We start from the raw sequence: 17,095 nt of genomic DNA, 5'->3' as shown, positions 1-17,095 counted from the left end.
TCGGTTAAAGAGTCATTAACCGAAAGAATCTTGCCACAATCATAACTTTGTCAGTCCTGCTCTTGTCACTGAGGCTGCCATTAATTAAGGACTGGTCTTGGATAAGCGAATTAACAATGACCAGTAGAGATGGAAACGTGGAACAAAACAGAGACATTCATCATATCGCAATACTTGCTCTGCCGGGCTTTGTCCCCTTCGATATCAGCATTCCGTATCAGATGTTTCCACTGGTCTCATTGGCAGACGGACGCACACCGTATAAAACTTTTTTTTGCGGTCCTGACGCCGTTGTCTCAAGTCAGGATTTCAGTATTACCGGGATTTCTTCACTTGAAAGGTTTCAACAGGCCGACACCATAATCATTCCGGGAATTCATGACGCACTATCATATGCTGACGAAACCGTTTTGAAGCAGTTACGCAAGGCCGCTTCTTCCGGTATAAGAATCGCTTCAATTTGTACCGGTGCCTGCCTGCTTGCCGCCGCAGGATTACTGGACGGGCTTTCGGCTACTACGCATTGGGAGATCGTAAAGCCTTTAGCCGAACGGTATCCGAAGATAACTCTTCATCCTGATATTTTGTTTGTAGATAATGAACAGATACTTACTTCAGCCGGTTTATCTTCCGGGCTGGATTTGTGCCTGCACCTGATAAAAAAGGATTATGGAGTTTCAACAGCAGAAAGACTTGCCAATTTCTTTGTTATGCCCATTGAGCGCGAAGCGGGCCACGCCCAGATCATTAAGCGATACTCGCCGCAAGAAAATGACAATCTTGCTCGACTGCAATTATGGCTTTCTGAAAATCTGCATAGGGAACTGTCATTGGAAGATATTGCACAGCAAGCTTGTATGAGTACAAGAACCTTGAATCGTAAATTCAAAGACCAGACAGGGGAACCACCAATGTCATGGCTGATCAAGGCCCGTGTCCGCCGGGCGCAATCTCTGTTGGAATCAAGTGACATGTCAGTTGAACAAATAGCGGCAGCAACAGGATTCGGTTCATCCACTGCGTTGCGAGACAATTTCCGTAAAAATGTAGGGATGTCTCCATCTACATGGCGCAGTCTATACTGTATACATAGTAAAAAAGGCTGAAACTAACGTATACTTCTACACGTTGTCCCAGCCTTTTGGTGTCTTACAATGATACGGTTCTTTTTATTTAACCAGAGTCACCAGATCATAATCAGTGACATTGTCAATTTCAGCTTCAACCATCATGCCCGGTTTCAACTCCATGCCGTCTTCAGGCGCACTGACGTAGGTAATACCGTCCACTTCCGGGGCCTGAAACCAAACTCGTCCGTTGAACAGTCCGGGCCATTCATCGTTAGGTTCTTCAACCAGCACCTGAATTGTCTCCCCTACTTTTTCTTCGAGGATTTCGCGGCTGATTTCAGACTGAACTTCCATGAGTATCTCTCTGCGTTCTTCGCGAAGTTCTTCCGGCAACTGTTCCATTTCCCCGGCCGGGGTTCCTTCCTCCGGCTGATAAGCAAATACGCCGAGGTTCTGGAAGCGTGTTTCCCTCACAAAATCAACCAGCGTATTGAAGTGCTCATCGGTTTCGCCGGGATAGCCCACAATGATACTGGTGCGCAGTACGGCATCAGGAATATGCTTGCGGACCCGATCGATAACCTTGCGAGGATCGCGGGCAAAGGGGCGGCCCATTGACGACAGCACATCCGGGTGGGCGTGCTGGATGGGAATGTCAAAATAGGGCAGCAGCGGTTTTCCGGCCTGTGCAAGGAAGGAAAGCATGGAATCGGTCAGCCCTGCTGGATAAAGGTACATGAGCCGCAGCCATTCCATTCCTTTGAGCGGGAGCAGCTTTTCAATCAGGGCACGCAGGTTTGTTTCCTTATCGTCAAGGTCTGAACCGTAGGCTGTGGTATCCTGTCCCACAATAACAAGTTCCGGTACACCCTGATCAAGGATGTAACGGGCTTCTTCCACCAGTCCGTCCAGTTTGCGGCTCACATGGGGGCCGCGGATGGAGGGAATGGTGCAGAATCTACAGGAATGGGAGCAGCCTTCGCTGATCTTCAGGTAGGCGTAAGCAGGTCCGGTGCTGATGGCCCTTTGCTGAACCACGGGAAATTCTTTGCTGAGGGCCTTGGCTGCAAGCGTAGGCCATTGATCCAGTTCATGGGTGGAGAGCCAGAGATCTACTTCCGGCATCTGTTCGGTCAGTTTGCCGTAACGGCTGACCAGGCATCCGGCCACTGCCAAAACCGGGCGCGGGCTCAGGTCTTTTATTGCATCGGCAGTCTCAAGAATGGTGTCCACGGATTCCTCCGTAGCAGGGCCGATGAATCCGCAGGTGTTGATCAGTACGAGGTCCGATTCTTCAGCGGTGGATGCTGCGATCATGTTATCGCCGAATGCGCCGAGCATTCTTTCTGTATCAACTCTGTTTTTCGGGCAGCCGAGGCTGATGGTATAAATTCTGGTTTTAGTCATGTTCATATTTTTAATTCCGTTAGTGGTGAAATTTTACGGATGTTGTTTTTATAGGTCAGTATTCCTTGTGCGGCAATGGTTAACCTATTCGTCAGCAACTGCAAAGAGCTAATTAATGCCATTCAAAGTTACCCATTTTGCGGAAAATAGTTTATCTTGGAAATGCTTTTCAACCCAAGGGGCGGGATGGAGCAGAAATGCTTGAAGATTTCATTGATATAAAAAAAGACTGCATCGGAATTGTGGGGAGGTCCTTTGCGCTTTCCGCTCTTTCGTTGCTCTTGCACGAAAGCAGTCGAGAGGCCGCAGGTGTTAATATTGAAGCGGGAGTCCTTATAGACGAGTCCGGCAGCCCCTTGCAGGACGGCCATGATTTCCCCCTCTATGCGGATGTTAACTCCATGCTTTCCGCGCACCCATCTATCGAGATGGTCTTTGAGCTTTCCGGTGAACCGGAATTGGTCGCTCGCCTGCGTGCTTCCCTGCCTCCGGAAGTTGCTCTTGTAGAACTCCCTGCAGCCCGTTTTTTTCTGCGCTTGCACGCCACTGACCGTTTATGGATCGCTTGCAAGGCCAATCTTATGCAGACGCAGGCTCTGTTTAAATCCGTTGTGGACCAGTTCCCTGAAGATATCATGATTGTCGGTCCCGATGGCCTTATTCTGGATTGTAATAACCATTTTTCCGAGCGGGCCGGAAAACCCCTCCACGATCTTCAAGGTAATAATCCTCTTAAATTTTATGAGTCACTGTCGTCCATTTGTCCGGTTAAGGATGGCCTTATTGATGTCCCGGCCATGCCGCGTGACAATAAAGAATTGATGTTTTCCGAGAGTGATGAGCATGGCAAAATGCAATATTATCGCCTCTATGCTTATCCCATCATTGAAGAGGGCAGTGACAATGTAATTCAGTTGGTTATTATCTGCCGGAATATCACCGAACGGACCATGATTGAGCAGCGTTTGCAGCAATCTGAACGTATGGCGACGGTTGGTGAACTTTCCGCCTACATTGCCCATGAAATCCGCAATCCGCTTATGGCAATGGGTGGCTTTGCCAAGGTGCTGATTAAAGACGAAAGTATTGATGCCTCCGGAAGGGAGAAAATCCAGATTATTCTTGAAGAGGCCCAGCGATTGGATCGGCTGCTCAAAAGCATTCTCAGTTTTGTGCGTTCAAGGGATGTGCATAAGAATAGTATCGACGTAAACCGTGTTGCCGCAGATGCCATGCAGCTTCTTTCGCTTGGTTGTCAGTTGCAGGAAATTGAGGTGGAAATGGACCTTGATCCCTACCATCCTATGGGAGTCGGGGGAGTGGAGCAGGTGCGTCAGTGCTTGATCAATCTGGTCAAAAATTCCATGGAGGCCATGCCGGACGGCGGCAGGCTCAAAATATCCAGCGGCATAAGCGGAAAGCATGTCTGGCTGGAAGTACGTGACAGCGGACCCGGAATTTCCGATGACATCCGCAGTCATGTCTTTGATCCATTTTATTCCAGTAAGGTAAATGGAAATGGTCTCGGCCTGCCTATGGTCAAGAAAATAATGGAAGAATTCGGCGGCGGGGTGGAACTCGCCAGTCGCCCGGGCAATGGCACCAGCGTTGCCCTGCTATTGCGTAAAGCTCCGGTTGCCTAAACAGCTTCTACAGCGTATTAGTCTCAAAACATAATTTTGATGCGCTATCGCGCTTTTGATGGTCGTATTTCGCCTCCGGCGGGCAAAGGGGATAATCCGCTATGCTCTCTGTATCCGTAAGACTCGAAGCAAAGCTTCTTGCCTAACGGCTATAGGCCTCTTGCACTCCCTAGTTGTTTTTAGCCAGTTAAATTTCAAAATTAGATAATATTTACGGGAGATTGTTTTGAAAACAGTTGTTCTTGCCACCAGTAATAAAGGCAAAATTGCTGAGTTTAATGAGCTTCTTAAAGATCTGGGTCTGGAAGTAAAAGGTCTGGATCAATTTCCTGAAATCGGTGAAATTCCCGAACCGGGTGAGACCTTCCTTGAAAATGCCATCATCAAGGCCCAGACTGTTGCCAACCTGACCGGTCTGGTGGCTGTAGCTGACGATTCCGGCCTTGAAGTAGATGCTCTAGGTGGACGTCCCGGTGTGTATTCCGCCCGTTATAGCGGTGAGGATGCTACTCCCGAAAAGAATAATGCCTTGCTGCTTAAAGAGTTGGACGGTGTGGCCGAAGAAAAACGCACCGCCCGTTTTGTCTGTGTCATGGTGGCTGCTACTCCTGATAATATTCGCATCCAGAGCCGTGGCGAATGGGAAGGCCGTATTGCCTTTGAGCTGACCGGAAAGCAGGGCTTCGGTTACGATCCACTTTTCTTTGATCCCGAGCTAGGCTGCGTTGCAGCGGAAATGACCCGCGAAACCAAGAATGCCCGCTCTCACCGGGGCAAGGCTTTGCGTGCGCTCATGGAACAATGGGCAGATTTCCAAGAGAGAATCAGCAGATAATTTTATTTAGATTTAAAACGTTTTGTCACTTGCGATAGCGAACCTACAAAAAGGGTTTAAGCCGCTGGAGGCGAAATATTTTATCAAATAGCGCGAAGCGCATCCAATTAATGGAGATTATATATGTGTGGAATTATCGGATACGCCGGGCATCGTCCTGCTGTTCCCCTTATCGTTGAAGGCTTGAGACGACTTGAATACCGCGGCTACGATTCTGCGGGTGTTGCAACTGTACAGAACAAGGAAATCGAGCTGGTCCGTGCTGAAGGCAAACTGGCAGCCCTTGATGAAAAGCTGGCCCAGAAAAACGTTACCAACTCCACATTCGGCGTAGGTCACACCCGTTGGGCCACACACGGCGTACCTGTTGAACGCAATGCCCATCCCCATCTGGACCATGAAAAGAACATTGCCATGATCCATAACGGGATCATTGAGAACTATCAGGAAATCAAGACTGAGCTTCTCGCCAAAGGGTACGAATTTCGTTCCGATACTGACTCCGAAGTGCTCTGCAACCTCATTGCCGAGGGTCGTAAGCACAATCCTTCCATGCTGGAATCCATTTCATGGGCTTTGAAGCAGGTTGAAGGTGCGTATGCCATTGCAGTGGTATCCATTGATGAACCGGGAACTGTTTACGCAGCACGCGTTGCCAGTCCTATGGTGATGGGTGTCGGCGTTGGCGAAAACTTTGTTGCTTCCGATATTCCGGCTTTCCTGCCCTACACCCGTGATGTTGTTTTCATTGAAGACGGTGAACTTGTTAAGATCACTTCCTCTTCATGGGAAGTTTTCAATGCCGAGACCCTTGAGCCGGTAGAAAAAGAAATCAAGACCATCAACTGGGATGTGCAGGCCGCTCAGAAGGGCGGATACAAGCACTTCATGATCAAGGAAATTTTTGAACAGCCCAAGGTTATTTCCGACTGCCTGGCCGGTCGTGTCGATCAGGCCAAGAATGAAATTATCCTGCCGGAAGTTGAAGGTATGGAACCGCCGGAAAGATTGCATATCATTGCCTGCGGAACCTCTTACCATGCCGGACTCTGGGGTAAATATCTCATCGAGCAGTGGGCTAAGATTCCCGTGGAAGTAGAGATTGCTTCCGAGTTCCGTTACCGTGATCCTTTGCTTTCCAAGGGCGGTGTGGCTCTGGCAATCAGCCAGTCCGGTGAAACTGCGGATACACTTGCCGGAATCAAGCTGGCCAAGGAAAAAGGGCTGTCCATTATCGGTCTGTGTAACGTTGTCGGTTCCAGCGTAGCCCGTGAGTCTGATTATGTCATGTACACTCAGGCCGGACCTGAAATCAGCGTGGCTTCCACCAAGGCTATGTGCAGCCAGTTAACCGCACTTCTGCTGCTGGCCCTTTATTGGGGTAAGAAGAAGGGTGTGATTGATGCTGCTACCTACAGCCGCGCTGCTGTGGATATGCGCAGTATACCCTCAATTCTTGAAACCGCCTTGCCTGCAATGCGTAGCCGTGCACAGGAACTGAGCCGCGAATATTCCGAAGCCAATAGCTTTTTCTTCCTTGGCCGGGGACTTTACTTCCCGCTGGCTCTCGAAGGAGCGCTCAAGCTTAAGGAGATTTCCTACATCCACGCTGAAGGCTATGCTTCCGGTGAGATGAAGCACGGTCCCATCGCGCTCATCGATCCCAAGTTCCCCACCTTTGCCATGGCTCTCAATGACGACCTTTTCCCCAAGGTAAAGTCAAACCTCGTAGAGGTTCAGGCCCGTGGTGGTGAGATCATCGCCCTGACCAACCCCGGTGTTGACCTTGATGTAGAACATCGCTGGTCCCTGCCCGAAGTCTGGGGGCCGCTGAACACCTTTATCGCCCTCCCGGCCCTGCAACTCTTCGCCTACGAAACTGCCGACTACCTCGGTAAGGATGTTGACCAGCCTAGAAACTTGGCGAAGAGTGTTACTGTGGAGTAGGTTAAGTCTTTTGTTTAGTTTATTTGTGGGAGAACAATAAAGTTCTTTACTGAACAATAAAAACCTTTACTGAACAATAAAGTTATTAACTGATTCCGCTCCTGTTAGACTGTCAATACGGTTTAAAACAGGAGCGGTTTTTTATGACTAAAAGAAGTAACGGCTTAACAGAGGCAAAGATCAAAAGGTGGATCAACGAAGGACGTGGGAAAGGCCGTGGGTTGGAATATAGACCTTGGCTGAACGTTCGAGATATTGCTTCTAAGGGTAGATCTCATCGGGTGTTTGGTCACAAATCCAGACGAACACATCATCTTTTTTCCGATCTTGAACTCGCGGTCTTCTTATTTCTTGATTGGTCACACAAAGCAATTGAAATTCGTGAGCAGTTTCCTCTGCAGCAGGAAGTGACTCTTGAGCTGGCAAAGGAAGCTGGCATCAGACATCCTCAAGTCTCGGGAATTTTTCAAGTCATGTCTTCTGATTTTCTAGTCAATTCTTCCGATTCTGTTCTTCCCAAATTTGTACTGCAGGCAAAATACGCTAAGGATTTAAGTGACCCAAGAACTGTAGAAAAGCTTGAGTTAGAGAGGCGGTACTGGGAGTATAAAGAAGTGCCATGGTATATAATTACCGAAAGGGAGATTTCAAAAACTGCGTTCCAAAATATTGAATGGCTATATCCTAATCAGCAAAGAACTCATGAGTTAAGTGAATTGACTGAACAATTGAAATTTTACTCTCACCATTTTTCGAAAGCTCCCTCCACAACGATAATTAATATTTCAAAAGCATTGGATGTTAAATACGACCACGAAGCAGGTGAGTCGTTAGCAGAAATCAGAGACCTTCAGATGTAAACCTCCCCAAGTTAGTGCCAGCCGTAAGTAGAGTTTTCTTGGGGTGAATGTGTTTGGACATACTCGACTGGGGTCATGTCTCCGAGCGATTCATGTGGTCGCTCTTCGTTGTATTGACGAATCCAATCTTCGGTTATGTCCTTGACCTCAGATAACGTTGAGAACAAGTAAAAATCTAAAACCTCGTTGCGAAACGTTTTGTTGAAACGTTCAATGTATGAGTTCTGAGTCGGTTTGCCTGGCTGGATGAATTCCAGCGCAACACCATTTCTTTCAGCCCAATCTGCCAATGTCACCGAAATAAGTTCAGGACCATTATCCATTCTCATTTTTTCAGGAAAACCGCGCCATGTTGAAACTCTGTCCAGCACACGGGTGATCCTTCCTGCGGGCAGGCTTGTGTCTACTTCAATGGCCAGACATTCACGGCTGAAATCATCAAGCACATTAAAAGTTCTAAACCTTTGTCCACTCATCAGTGAGTCATGCATAAAGTCGATCGACCAGCAGATGTTGACTTTCGGCGGAACTGATAAAGTCTGAGGATTCCGGGACGGTAAGCGTTTCTTACCCTTTCGCCGGAAATTCATTTTAAGCATGCAGTAAACTCGATAAACCCTTTTATGGTTCCAGCGGTGTCCTTGCTTGCGCAGCAGGATAAATAATTTTCTGAACCCGTAACGGGGATACCGGTCAGCCAACTTAAGAAGCATTTCAATAAGTAACGAATCATCGCGCGGCTTCGGTTCGTAGCAATATACTGAGCGGCTTAAACGCAGCGCACAGCATGCTTGTCGAATACTGAGACAAAATTCATTGCAAAGGTAGTCAACAAGCTCACGCTTCTCAGCTGGCTTTAAAGCTTTTTTGCTATGACATCCTTCAAAACTTCGTTTTCATGACTCAAGTTCGCAAACATGTTCTTGAGCTTACGATTCTCTTTTTCAAGGTCTTTCAGGCGGCGGATATCGGAAGTTCCCATACCACCGTACTTCGACTTCCACTTGTAATACGTGGCTTGACTCACTTTGTATTCACGGCACACGTCAGCAACTTTGCGGCCACCTTCAGCCTCTCTCAGGATCTTGATAATTTGACTTTCACTAAATTTGGATTTCCGCATCGGAACAATCTCCTTCATGGCTGTCTTTATCAGAAATCTCTACTTTTCGCTGGGACTACAAATATACGGGAGGGCTACAAATGCACTTACTTTTGCAAAGCATAGTAACTCATAGAATTATTAACTACTTGTATGTTTTCGGGGGCTAATGGTACTAATGTGTTTATTTTAAAACAAAGGAGAATATATTATGAAATATTGGATGTGAGTTGTTCTAAACAGGGGAACAATTAAGAGGTTTTAGTCCCCTTGAAACGCGTTTTTAGGCAGGACTCTTGCTTTATTTGCTGCCAGACATAAAAATTTGTCTTTTTCAAGTCTCTTACTGAAGCAGTCCAGATGAGTTCGTAGTTTTCGACTTTCCCAGCTATAACGAGATGTATCTCGGAATTCTTGTTCATAGAACGTAGTCTGTCTTCTGAAGAAATATATCGCGTATTTTCAAAAGCGCAGGTGATCTAATTAAGCATATTCAATCTGGCAGATCAAATTCAATAAAGCACGCAGAGGTTGCCATGTAGAGCGCTACACTCTCTTAAGCGTGTTGGTATGGATTGTAAAAAAGTTCTATTGAGCTGGTCTTTTTTATAGAAGCAAGAGGGCGAGGTACTAACCTTATAATAGAGCATGTAATGACTGTGTTAAAGATATAAAAAAGTCCTGTTGAAATTAAAATTATAGATAGTATGTCCATTTCTAGTAAAGGATTTAGGTGTATTTATTTGTAGCCCGTTCCTATAAATCTAGCGTTTTTTGCATGGGGGATGAGAAAAATCAGATAAAACGACATTGAATTGTTGGACCCAGCGACAGATACTTTTAAGAATTTCAAATGCCGATTTTCCTTTTTGGGTAAGTGAATATTCAACTCGAGGGGGAATTTCTAAAAATTGTCTGCGCTCAATCAATCCATCCGCTGCCATGTCTTTAAGGGTAGCGGCCAGTACCGCATCTGTCATGCCCTTTAAACCCGTTCTGATTTCTTTATAGCGTAATGTTCCACTTGATCCAAGCATACAGATGATGCGAGTGGTCCATTTTCCTTTAAAAAGATCTAGTCCGTATTCAAGAGGGCAAAGAAATTCTTTATTAGTGTTATTCATTTTAGCAATTTTAATGCAGGTTAGTTTTTTTGTTGAATATAAAATAGTGAACTAGCGTAACCATCACGCAAAAAAGATGAAACTACTAGATCATCAGTCCCGTTCTTTGGCTCGGCCCAATAGGTATTTGAGCAATTGAAGTGGAAGAATAACGACAGGAAGATCATAAGATGATTACAATCGAGAATTTCTGTCGTCTGGCTGTTGTGGGATTAGATCTATTTTTAGAGTAACCAGACCGATAGTGTTAACCTTAAGGTAAAGGATGTCAAATTATGCGAGTCTACAATTTTTCAGCTGGGCCATCAATGCTTCCCATGGAAGTCTTAGAATGTGCAGCTGCCGAGTTGTGTGATTTTAATAACCATGGATTGTCTGTTTTGGAAATGAGTCATCGCTCAAAAGTTTTTAATGATATTCTACAGGAAGCGAAATATAAACTCCGCGCAATTCTTAGTATTCCTGAAAATTATCATATAGTTTTTATGCAGGGAGGGGGGACGGGGCAATTCTCCGCAGTTGCTTTGAATCTTATGGCTGGAGGTAATGCGGATTATGCCATAACAGGAAATTTCTCTCGTCTTGCAGCAGAAGAAGCTTCAAAATATGGTCGAGTTAATATCGCCTGTAGTTCTGAAGACAGACAATATTCATATATTCCCTGCCAAAATGAATTGAAAGTGACCCCTAACGCATCGTATTTTCATTATTGCTCTAATAATACGGCGTATGGGACGACATGGAAATATATTCCAGAAACAGGTGGAGTTCCAGTCGTTGCTGATATGTCATCAAACTTTCTTTCTGAGCCTTTAGATATAAGCCCGTTCAGTTTGATTTATGCAGGTGCTCAAAAAAATATGGCATCTGCGGGTCTCACATTGGCCATAATTCGTGATGACCTGCGCATAAGACCTCTTTCAAGCACTCCAACAATTTTGGATTATACTAAAATGATTGAGAAAGACTCAATGCCAAATACCCCTGCTACTTTTAATATTTATATTTTGAACTTGATGTTGGATTGGATCAAGAAGGTTGGTGGATTACAAAGTTTGATAGTTATGAACCAGCAAAAAGCAGGTCTACTTTACGATTTTCTAGATAATTCTTCGTTTTATCTGACTCATGCTGTTCCGGATGCTCGATCTTTTATGAATATCACTTTCCGTACAAATAGTTCAGAATTGGATTATAAATTTGTGAGCGAAGCTGAACAAGAAGGGCTAATCAATTTGCGGGGGCATCAAGTCTTAGGTGGTTTAAGGGCGTCACTTTTTAACGCGATGCCAATTCAGGGGGTTAAGAAATTAATAGAGTTCATGGGTAGATTTGAGCAAAATTATCGGTAGATGTTCAAATAATACCAATATATTGCATAAAAGTCTTAGATTTGCTTGATTGCTGGGCAAAATATATGAGGAGTTTGTGTATTTATAAAATATACATTGCAAATGTCAAAAGCTTTTTGACTATATAAATAATGTTTATTCATTGTCTCAAGTTAATCCACATTGAATAGAGTAAATTAAAATTATTTTGATATAATGTGTGCTATGGCGCATAAATTTAAGAAATTATATTGAAATGTCGTATAAAATTATAAAAAGGGTTCTGAAATGAGCAATATAATTACTCCATTTGACAAGAAAATTTATCTTAGTTCTCCAACTTCGCATAGTAAAGAACTAGAATTTGTACAAAAAGCATTTAAGACAAATTGGTTGTCTACTGTTGGAGAAAATATAGACAAAATTGAACAAAATATATCAGAGCTTATGGGATGTAAATATGCTATTGCATTGTCTACTGGAACTGCAGCTAACCATATCGCTATGAAACTGGCTGGTGTAAAACAAGGTGATTGTGTTTTTTGTAATGATTTAACATTTATTGCAACGGCAAATCCCATTCAATATGAAGGGGCGAAAGCCATTTTTATTGATACTGAGTATGAAACTTGGAATATGGATCCAGTTGCATTGAGTAAAGCCTTCGATATTTATCCAGATGTTCGAGTTGTTGTTCTAGCGCATCTCTATGGAACGCCGGGAAAAATAGATGAAATCAAATCTGTTTGCGATAAATATGGGGCGGTCATTGTTGAAGATGCGGCAGAGTCCATGGGAGCTGTCTACAAAGGGAGGCAGACAGGGACCTTTGGCAACTATAATGTGCTCTCCTTTAATGGTAATAAGATTATTACAGGTTCTACAGGGGGGATGCTTTTGACAGATGATAAGGACGCAGCCCAGAAAGCACGAAAATGGTCTACGCAGGCTCGCGAAGATGCTCCATGGTATCAGCATGAAGAGATTGGCTATAATTATAGGATGAGTAACGTGATCGCAGGTATTATTAGAGGGCAGTTGCCTCATTTGGAAGAACACATTGCTCAAAAGAAAATTATTTATGAAAGATATAGAGATGGGTTTAAGGACTTACCCATTATAATGAATCCTTATAATTCAGACGATTCAGTCCCAAACTTTTGGCTTTCATGTCTGTTAGTTGAATCTGATGCGATGTGCAAGCAAGTCCGTGGAGAAAGAGAAGCCTTATATATTAAAGAGCCAGGTAAAAGTTGTCCAACTGAGATATTGGAAAAGCTCACAAAGTATAATGCAGAAGGACGGCCTATTTGGAAACCTATGCATATGCAACCCTATTTTCGTATGGCTAACTATGTAACGCGTGAAGGAAATGGCAGAGCAAGAAGCAATGCCTATGGATGTAATGGGTATTGGGGTGAAGATGGAAAACCTCTTGATGTAAGTGCTGATATTTTCGAGAGAGGGATGTGTTTACCAAGTGACAACAAAATGACCGCTGAACAACAGAATGTGATTATTGAATTAGTAAAAAGTTGCTTCGAGTAAAATACCATGTGGATGATTGCGTGGACACTCTGCTTGATTTTTTTGCAGCGGCAGGAAGTTGCGGAGCTCCTTGAACAGGCTCTCCCTGTTCAGTAAGACGTTTGGTCTTGGATTGTGTTCTCCAGTAAAGAACTTTATTGTTCAAAAAAAGATGGTTTCAGAGTTGGTCTGAAGAACCAGTAAAGAACTTTATTTTTTACGTTCCGATTTTGTTCTTTGAAAATATTGGCTTCCCGAAGCTTTGAGTTAAGAACTTTATTGTTCTCCTACATTTATTTACGCAGCCTTGTCTGACTACAATCATAAGTCAGACAAGGCTGTTTTTTTATTTATTTCGGAATTTCATTTCTTCAACACCGCAGTAAAGCACTGGCACCACAAATACGGTAAGTATCGCGATAGTCATTCCTCCGAATGAAGGGATCGCCATGGGCACCATGATGTCCGAGCCCCGGCCTGTTGAGGTCAGGATCGGCAGCAGGGCAAGAATAGTTGTTGCTGAAGTCATCAGGGCTGGGCGGATTCTGCGTTGCGCGCCGTAGATGATTGCATGTCTGATCTCGGTTACGGAGTCCCTTTTGCAATCTTTTTTGCTCTCATCAAGATAGGTCGCCATGATAACTCCATCGTCGGAAGCAATGCCGAACAGGGCCAGAAAGCCGACCCAGATGGCAACGCTCAGGTTGATGGGGCTGACCTGAAACAATTCGCGCATATCTGTTCCGAACATGGTGAAATCCATGAACCACGGCTGACCGTAAAGCCAGACCATTAGGAATCCTCCGGACCATGCCACAAAGATACCTGAGAAAACCATCATGGTGGTGGCGATGGACTTGAACTGCAAATATAGAATCAGCACGATGAAAAGCAGTGCCAGCGGCAGGATTACCGCCAGTTTTTTCTGGGCCCGAATCTGGTTTTCATAACTTCCGGCGAATTCGTATGACACTCCGGCCGGGATAACCAGTTCACCGGACTTTATTTTGGAATCGAGAAAGCTCTGAGCCTGTTCCACAACATCTACTTCTGCGAAACCGGGCCGTTTATCAAAGAGCACGTAACCCACTAAGAAGGTATCTTCGCTCTTAATTACCTGCGGACCTCGCACATACTTGATCTCGGTAAGCTGGCTTAAGGGGACTTGTTCTCCGCCGGGGGCACTGACCAGAATATTGCCTATGGAATCAATGTTATCCCTGAGTTCGCGTAAGTAACGCACCCGGACCGGATAACGTTCACGTCCTTCAACAGTAGTTGTGACCACCTTACCGCCCACAGCAACTTCAATCACATCCTGAACCTGCGAAAGCATAACCCCGTGCCTTGCAATAGCTTCGCGGTCAATAATGATTTCAAGGTACGGCTTGCCTACAATGCGGTCGGCAATGACCGCTTCCGGTTGGACCGAACCGACCTGCTTAAGCAGCCCTTCAAGATCAAGGGCGACTTTTTCCAGAGTTTGCAGGTCGGGTCCTTTGACTTTTATGCCCATGGGAGCACGCATGCCGGATTGAAGCATTACAATGCGGGCTGCAATTGGCTGCAGTTTCGGTGCGGAGGTCACGCCGGGAATTTCTGCGGCTTTTACTATTTCATCCCAGATGTCATTGGGTGAGGTGATGCCCTCCCATGATTTGCGGTCCGGGTTAAGGCCGGGATTAAGTGCCGGACGCCAGACTCTGAATGGTTTTCCATCAGGATCGGGAATCAGTTTACCATTGTCATCTCGTTCGAAATAACCCTGCACGATATAAGGGTAGCCATCATTGGCAGGAACCAGATTCCCAGCAATATTGCGAAAAAAGTCTTTCTGGTCGGGATCAAATTTAAAGCGGAGCCGCTCTCCGGATTGATCCACCACATATTCGGATTTGTAATTGATAACCGTCTCGATCATGGAGATAGGAGCCGGATCAAGGGGTGTTTCTGCGCGACCCAGTTTACCAACTGCGGACTCAACTTCCGGGATGGACTGGATCATCATGTCCTGTTTGCGCAGCACGTCCATGGCTTCACCGATTGATGCGTGCGGCATGGTTGTGGGCATGAACAGGAATGCGCCTTCATCAAGGTCCGGCATGAATTCCTTACCCAGTCCGGGGAATACATGGGATAGCTTAACATATGGCGAAGATGATTTAATTGCTTCGGGCAGGAATCCGGTCAGGTTGGCAAATCCAAGCCAGATGGAAAGTCCCAGAGCGACAATGAATGTCGGAAAGCTCAGGAACAACAGTTTGTGGTTAAGGCACCAGCCGAGCATACGGGGATATCCGCGCCGAAACAGGTCGAAGAAGAGCATGAGCCCTCCGATGACCATCGCCACGAAGAAATAGTTGTTACCCATTCCTTTTTCCGGTCCGAGAGGAAGCCATGATTTGGTCAGCACATAGGCAACCATAAGGACTATGATCCATGTTTCGGCATAGTTTGCGTATTTGTGGCTTTTTTCAGGGACAAAAGGAAGTATGAGATGTTTTACGCCCACATAGATAAAGAACAGTCCGGCCCACCATTTGAGCAGTATGGAAACTGCAATACCGCAAAGCAGGTAAAGTCCGGCGGTGATATATGTGCGCCTGTTTTTAAGGAATTGCTTGCGGGCCGTAAAAAGCAGTTCCGCCATGGGAGGCAGGATGGTTAGTGCTACGATGATTGAAGCCAGCAGGGCGAAAGTTTTGGTGTAGGCCAGCGGTTTGAAAAGCTTGCCCTCTGCTCCGTCCATGGCGAAGACCGGCATGAAGCTGACGATGGTTGTGGCAACAGCGGTCATAACCGCACTGCCCACCTCGGATGTGCCTTCATAAACAAGTTTCAGTCTGCTTGCTCCTTCCTCGGCGTGTTCAATCTTTTTGAGGATATTCTCGCAGATGATGATCCCCATATCGACCATAGTCCCGATGGCAATGGCGATTCCGGAAAGAGCCACGATGTTTGCGTCTACCTTGAATACACGCATACCCATGAAGCACATAAGTACAGCAAGAGGAAGCAGTGATGAAATCAGCAGTGAACTCTTGAGATGAATAACCGCAATAAGCACCACGATGATTGTGATCAGTATTTCCTCTGTCAGTGCGGTGTTGAGGGTTCCCAACGTTTCATGGATCAGCCCGGAACGGTCATAGAACGGAACAACTGTTAGTTTGCTTTCAGTGCCGTCCGGCAGGACTTTTGAAGGCAGCCCCGGTGAAATGTCCTTGATTTTGTCTTTGATATTCTCAATGACCTGTAACGGGTTTTCACCGTAGCGAACAACAGCCACACCGCCTACAACTTCCGCGCCGCCTTTATCGAGCGCACCACGGCGTAAGGCAGGACCTTCGGATACGCGGGCTACGTCACGTACGTAGATGGGGATGTTGTTGACCACCTTGACTACCGAGCTTTCAATATCGGACAGCTTTTTGATGAAACCGATGCCTCGAATGACATATTCAGCATTGTTGATTTCAATTGTCCGCGCGCCCACATCAAGGTTGGACATCTTTACCGCGCGATAGACATCATTGAGGGTTACCTTGGCGGCACGCATGGCATCCGGGTCAACATCAATCTGGTATTCCTTTACGAAACCGCCCACAGAAGCGACTTCACTGACTCCGTCAGCTGAAAGCAAAGCATAGCGGACGTACCAGTCCTGTACTGAGCGCAGTTCAGCGAGGTCCCAGCCTCCGGTTGGATTGCCTTGCGGATCGCGTCCTTCGATGGTGTACCAATAGACCTGCCCCAGTGCGGTGGCATCAGGGCCGAGAGCCGGTTTTACGTTTTCCGGCAATGTCCCGGCAGGCAGGCTGTTCATTTTTTCGATCAACCGCGAGCGCGACCAATAGAAATCAACGTCTTCGTTGAAGATTACGTAGATGGTGGAGAAACCGAACATGGAATAGCTGCGGACCGTCTTTACTCCGGGGATGCCTAGCAGGGCCACGGTAAGCGGATAGCTTATCTGGTCTTCCACATCCTGCGGTGAGCGGCCCATCCACTGGGTGAAGATTATCTGTTGGTTTTCGCCGATGTCCGGGATGGCATCCACCGGGACCGGGGAACGGTCAATACCGGCTACATCCCAGTTGAAGGGAGCTGTAAAAATACCGCCGCCGATAACCATCAGCAGTAGAATAGCCACGATGAGCTTTTGCTCAAGGCAGAAAAGAATGGTCTTCTCTGTAAAGGTCTTCGGTTCGGGACGGTTCATATCTTGAGTGTTCTTTTCGCTCATATT

11 protein-coding genes are annotated in these 17,095 nt (G+C 46.0%); 7 read left to right on the top strand and 4 right to left on the bottom strand.

Annotated elements, in window-relative coordinates; all coding sequences use genetic code 11:
• Positions 1-116 precede the first annotated feature (116 nt).
• Positions 117-1,106, top strand: coding sequence for a GlxA family transcriptional regulator (locus ACNI23_RS14070; RefSeq protein WP_420249587.1), 990 nt, complete (start codon positions 117-119; stop codon positions 1,104-1,106).
• Positions 1,107-1,169: 63 nt separating this feature from the next.
• Here the strand turns inward: ACNI23_RS14070 and rimO are convergent, their stop codons facing one another.
• The gene (gene rimO / locus ACNI23_RS14065; RefSeq protein WP_420249586.1) at positions 1,170-2,483 is read right to left on the bottom strand and encodes a 30S ribosomal protein S12 methylthiotransferase RimO; all 1,314 of its coding nucleotides are present in this window, start codon (positions 2,481-2,483) and stop codon (positions 1,170-1,172) included.
• Between the two features lie 191 nt (positions 2,484-2,674).
• Here rimO and ACNI23_RS14060 point away from each other — a divergent pair, with 191 nt between their 5' ends.
• From ACNI23_RS14060 to ACNI23_RS14045, 4 genes are all read left to right on the top strand, one after another.
• Positions 2,675-4,120, top strand: a complete 1,446-nt coding sequence (locus ACNI23_RS14060; RefSeq protein ID WP_420249584.1) for a two-component system sensor histidine kinase NtrB — start codon at positions 2,675-2,677, stop codon at positions 4,118-4,120.
• A 226-nt stretch (positions 4,121-4,346) separates the two neighbouring features.
• Complete coding sequence (locus ACNI23_RS14055; protein ID WP_420249583.1) at positions 4,347-4,955, top strand: XTP/dITP diphosphatase; 609 nt, start codon at positions 4,347-4,349, stop codon at positions 4,953-4,955.
• A gap of 123 nt (positions 4,956-5,078) precedes the next feature.
• Positions 5,079-6,902 (top strand): glutamine--fructose-6-phosphate transaminase (isomerizing), encoded by a 1,824-nt coding sequence (gene glmS / locus ACNI23_RS14050; protein ID WP_420249582.1) that lies wholly within the window; start codon positions 5,079-5,081, stop codon positions 6,900-6,902.
• Between the two features lie 143 nt (positions 6,903-7,045).
• Positions 7,046-7,762 carry a TnsA endonuclease N-terminal domain-containing protein gene (locus ACNI23_RS14045; RefSeq protein WP_420249580.1) on the top strand — a complete coding sequence of 239 codons (717 nt, stop codon included), beginning with the start codon at positions 7,046-7,048 and terminating at the stop codon, positions 7,760-7,762.
• Positions 7,763-7,773: 11 nt separating this feature from the next.
• Here the strand turns inward: ACNI23_RS14045 and ACNI23_RS14040 are convergent.
• A protein-coding gene (locus tag ACNI23_RS14040) for an IS3 family transposase (RefSeq protein WP_420249579.1) occupies positions 7,774-8,885 on the bottom strand; the annotation gives its coding sequence in 2 pieces (ribosomal slippage) (positions 7,774-8,633 and positions 8,633-8,885; 1,113 coding nt in all).
• 743 nt (positions 8,886-9,628) lie between these two features.
• Positions 9,629-9,988 carry a winged helix-turn-helix transcriptional regulator gene (locus tag ACNI23_RS14035; protein WP_420249577.1) on the bottom strand — a complete coding sequence of 120 codons (360 nt, stop codon included), beginning with the start codon at positions 9,986-9,988 and terminating at the stop codon, positions 9,629-9,631.
• A gap of 275 nt (positions 9,989-10,263) precedes the next feature.
• On the opposite strand from ACNI23_RS14035, the gene serC reads away from it, so the two are divergent.
• Positions 10,264-11,340: a 3-phosphoserine/phosphohydroxythreonine transaminase gene (gene serC, locus ACNI23_RS14030; protein WP_420249575.1), complete on the top strand. Its 1,077-nt coding sequence runs from the start codon at positions 10,264-10,266 to the stop codon at positions 11,338-11,340.
• 267 nt (positions 11,341-11,607) lie between these two features.
• Entirely contained in the window at positions 11,608-12,867 is a 1,260-nt protein-coding gene (locus ACNI23_RS14025; RefSeq protein ID WP_420249573.1) for a DegT/DnrJ/EryC1/StrS family aminotransferase, read from the top strand.
• 325 nt (positions 12,868-13,192) lie between these two features.
• On the opposite strand, the gene ACNI23_RS14020 is transcribed toward ACNI23_RS14025, so the two are convergent.
• The gene (locus ACNI23_RS14020; protein WP_420249571.1) at positions 13,193-17,092 is read right to left on the bottom strand and encodes an efflux RND transporter permease subunit; all 3,900 of its coding nucleotides are present in this window, start codon (positions 17,090-17,092) and stop codon (positions 13,193-13,195) included.
• Positions 17,093-17,095 lie beyond the last annotated feature (3 nt).

Origin of the sequence: Maridesulfovibrio pacificus (SeqCode) (assembly GCF_048612815.1) — a bacterium.
GTDB lineage: Bacteria > Desulfobacterota > Desulfovibrionia > Desulfovibrionales > Desulfovibrionaceae > Maridesulfovibrio > Maridesulfovibrio pacificus.
Note: the sequence above shows the minus strand (reverse complement) of the source record. Positions and strands in the feature narration are given on the sequence as shown.

What these genes read in the sequence shown, in the direction of transcription:
- ACNI23_RS14070 (WP_420249587.1), top strand. Translation starts at nt 117, where the DNA reads ATGACCAGTAGAGATGGAAACGTGGAACAAAACAGAGACATTCATCAT.
- rimO (WP_420249586.1), bottom strand. Translation starts at nt 2,483, where the DNA reads ATGAACATGACTAAAACCAGAATTTATACCATCAGCCTCGGCTGCCCG.
- ACNI23_RS14060 (WP_420249584.1), top strand. Translation starts at nt 2,675, where the DNA reads ATGCTTGAAGATTTCATTGATATAAAAAAAGACTGCATCGGAATTGTG.
- glmS (WP_420249582.1), top strand. Translation starts at nt 5,079, where the DNA reads ATGTGTGGAATTATCGGATACGCCGGGCATCGTCCTGCTGTTCCCCTT.
- ACNI23_RS14045 (WP_420249580.1), top strand. Translation starts at nt 7,046, where the DNA reads ATGACTAAAAGAAGTAACGGCTTAACAGAGGCAAAGATCAAAAGGTGG.
- ACNI23_RS14035 (WP_420249577.1), bottom strand. Translation starts at nt 9,988, where the DNA reads ATGAATAACACTAATAAAGAATTTCTTTGCCCTCTTGAATACGGACTA.
- serC (WP_420249575.1), top strand. Translation starts at nt 10,264, where the DNA reads ATGCGAGTCTACAATTTTTCAGCTGGGCCATCAATGCTTCCCATGGAA.
- ACNI23_RS14025 (WP_420249573.1), top strand. Translation starts at nt 11,608, where the DNA reads ATGAGCAATATAATTACTCCATTTGACAAGAAAATTTATCTTAGTTCT.
- ACNI23_RS14020 (WP_420249571.1), bottom strand. Translation starts at nt 17,092, where the DNA reads ATGAGCGAAAAGAACACTCAAGATATGAACCGTCCCGAACCGAAGACC.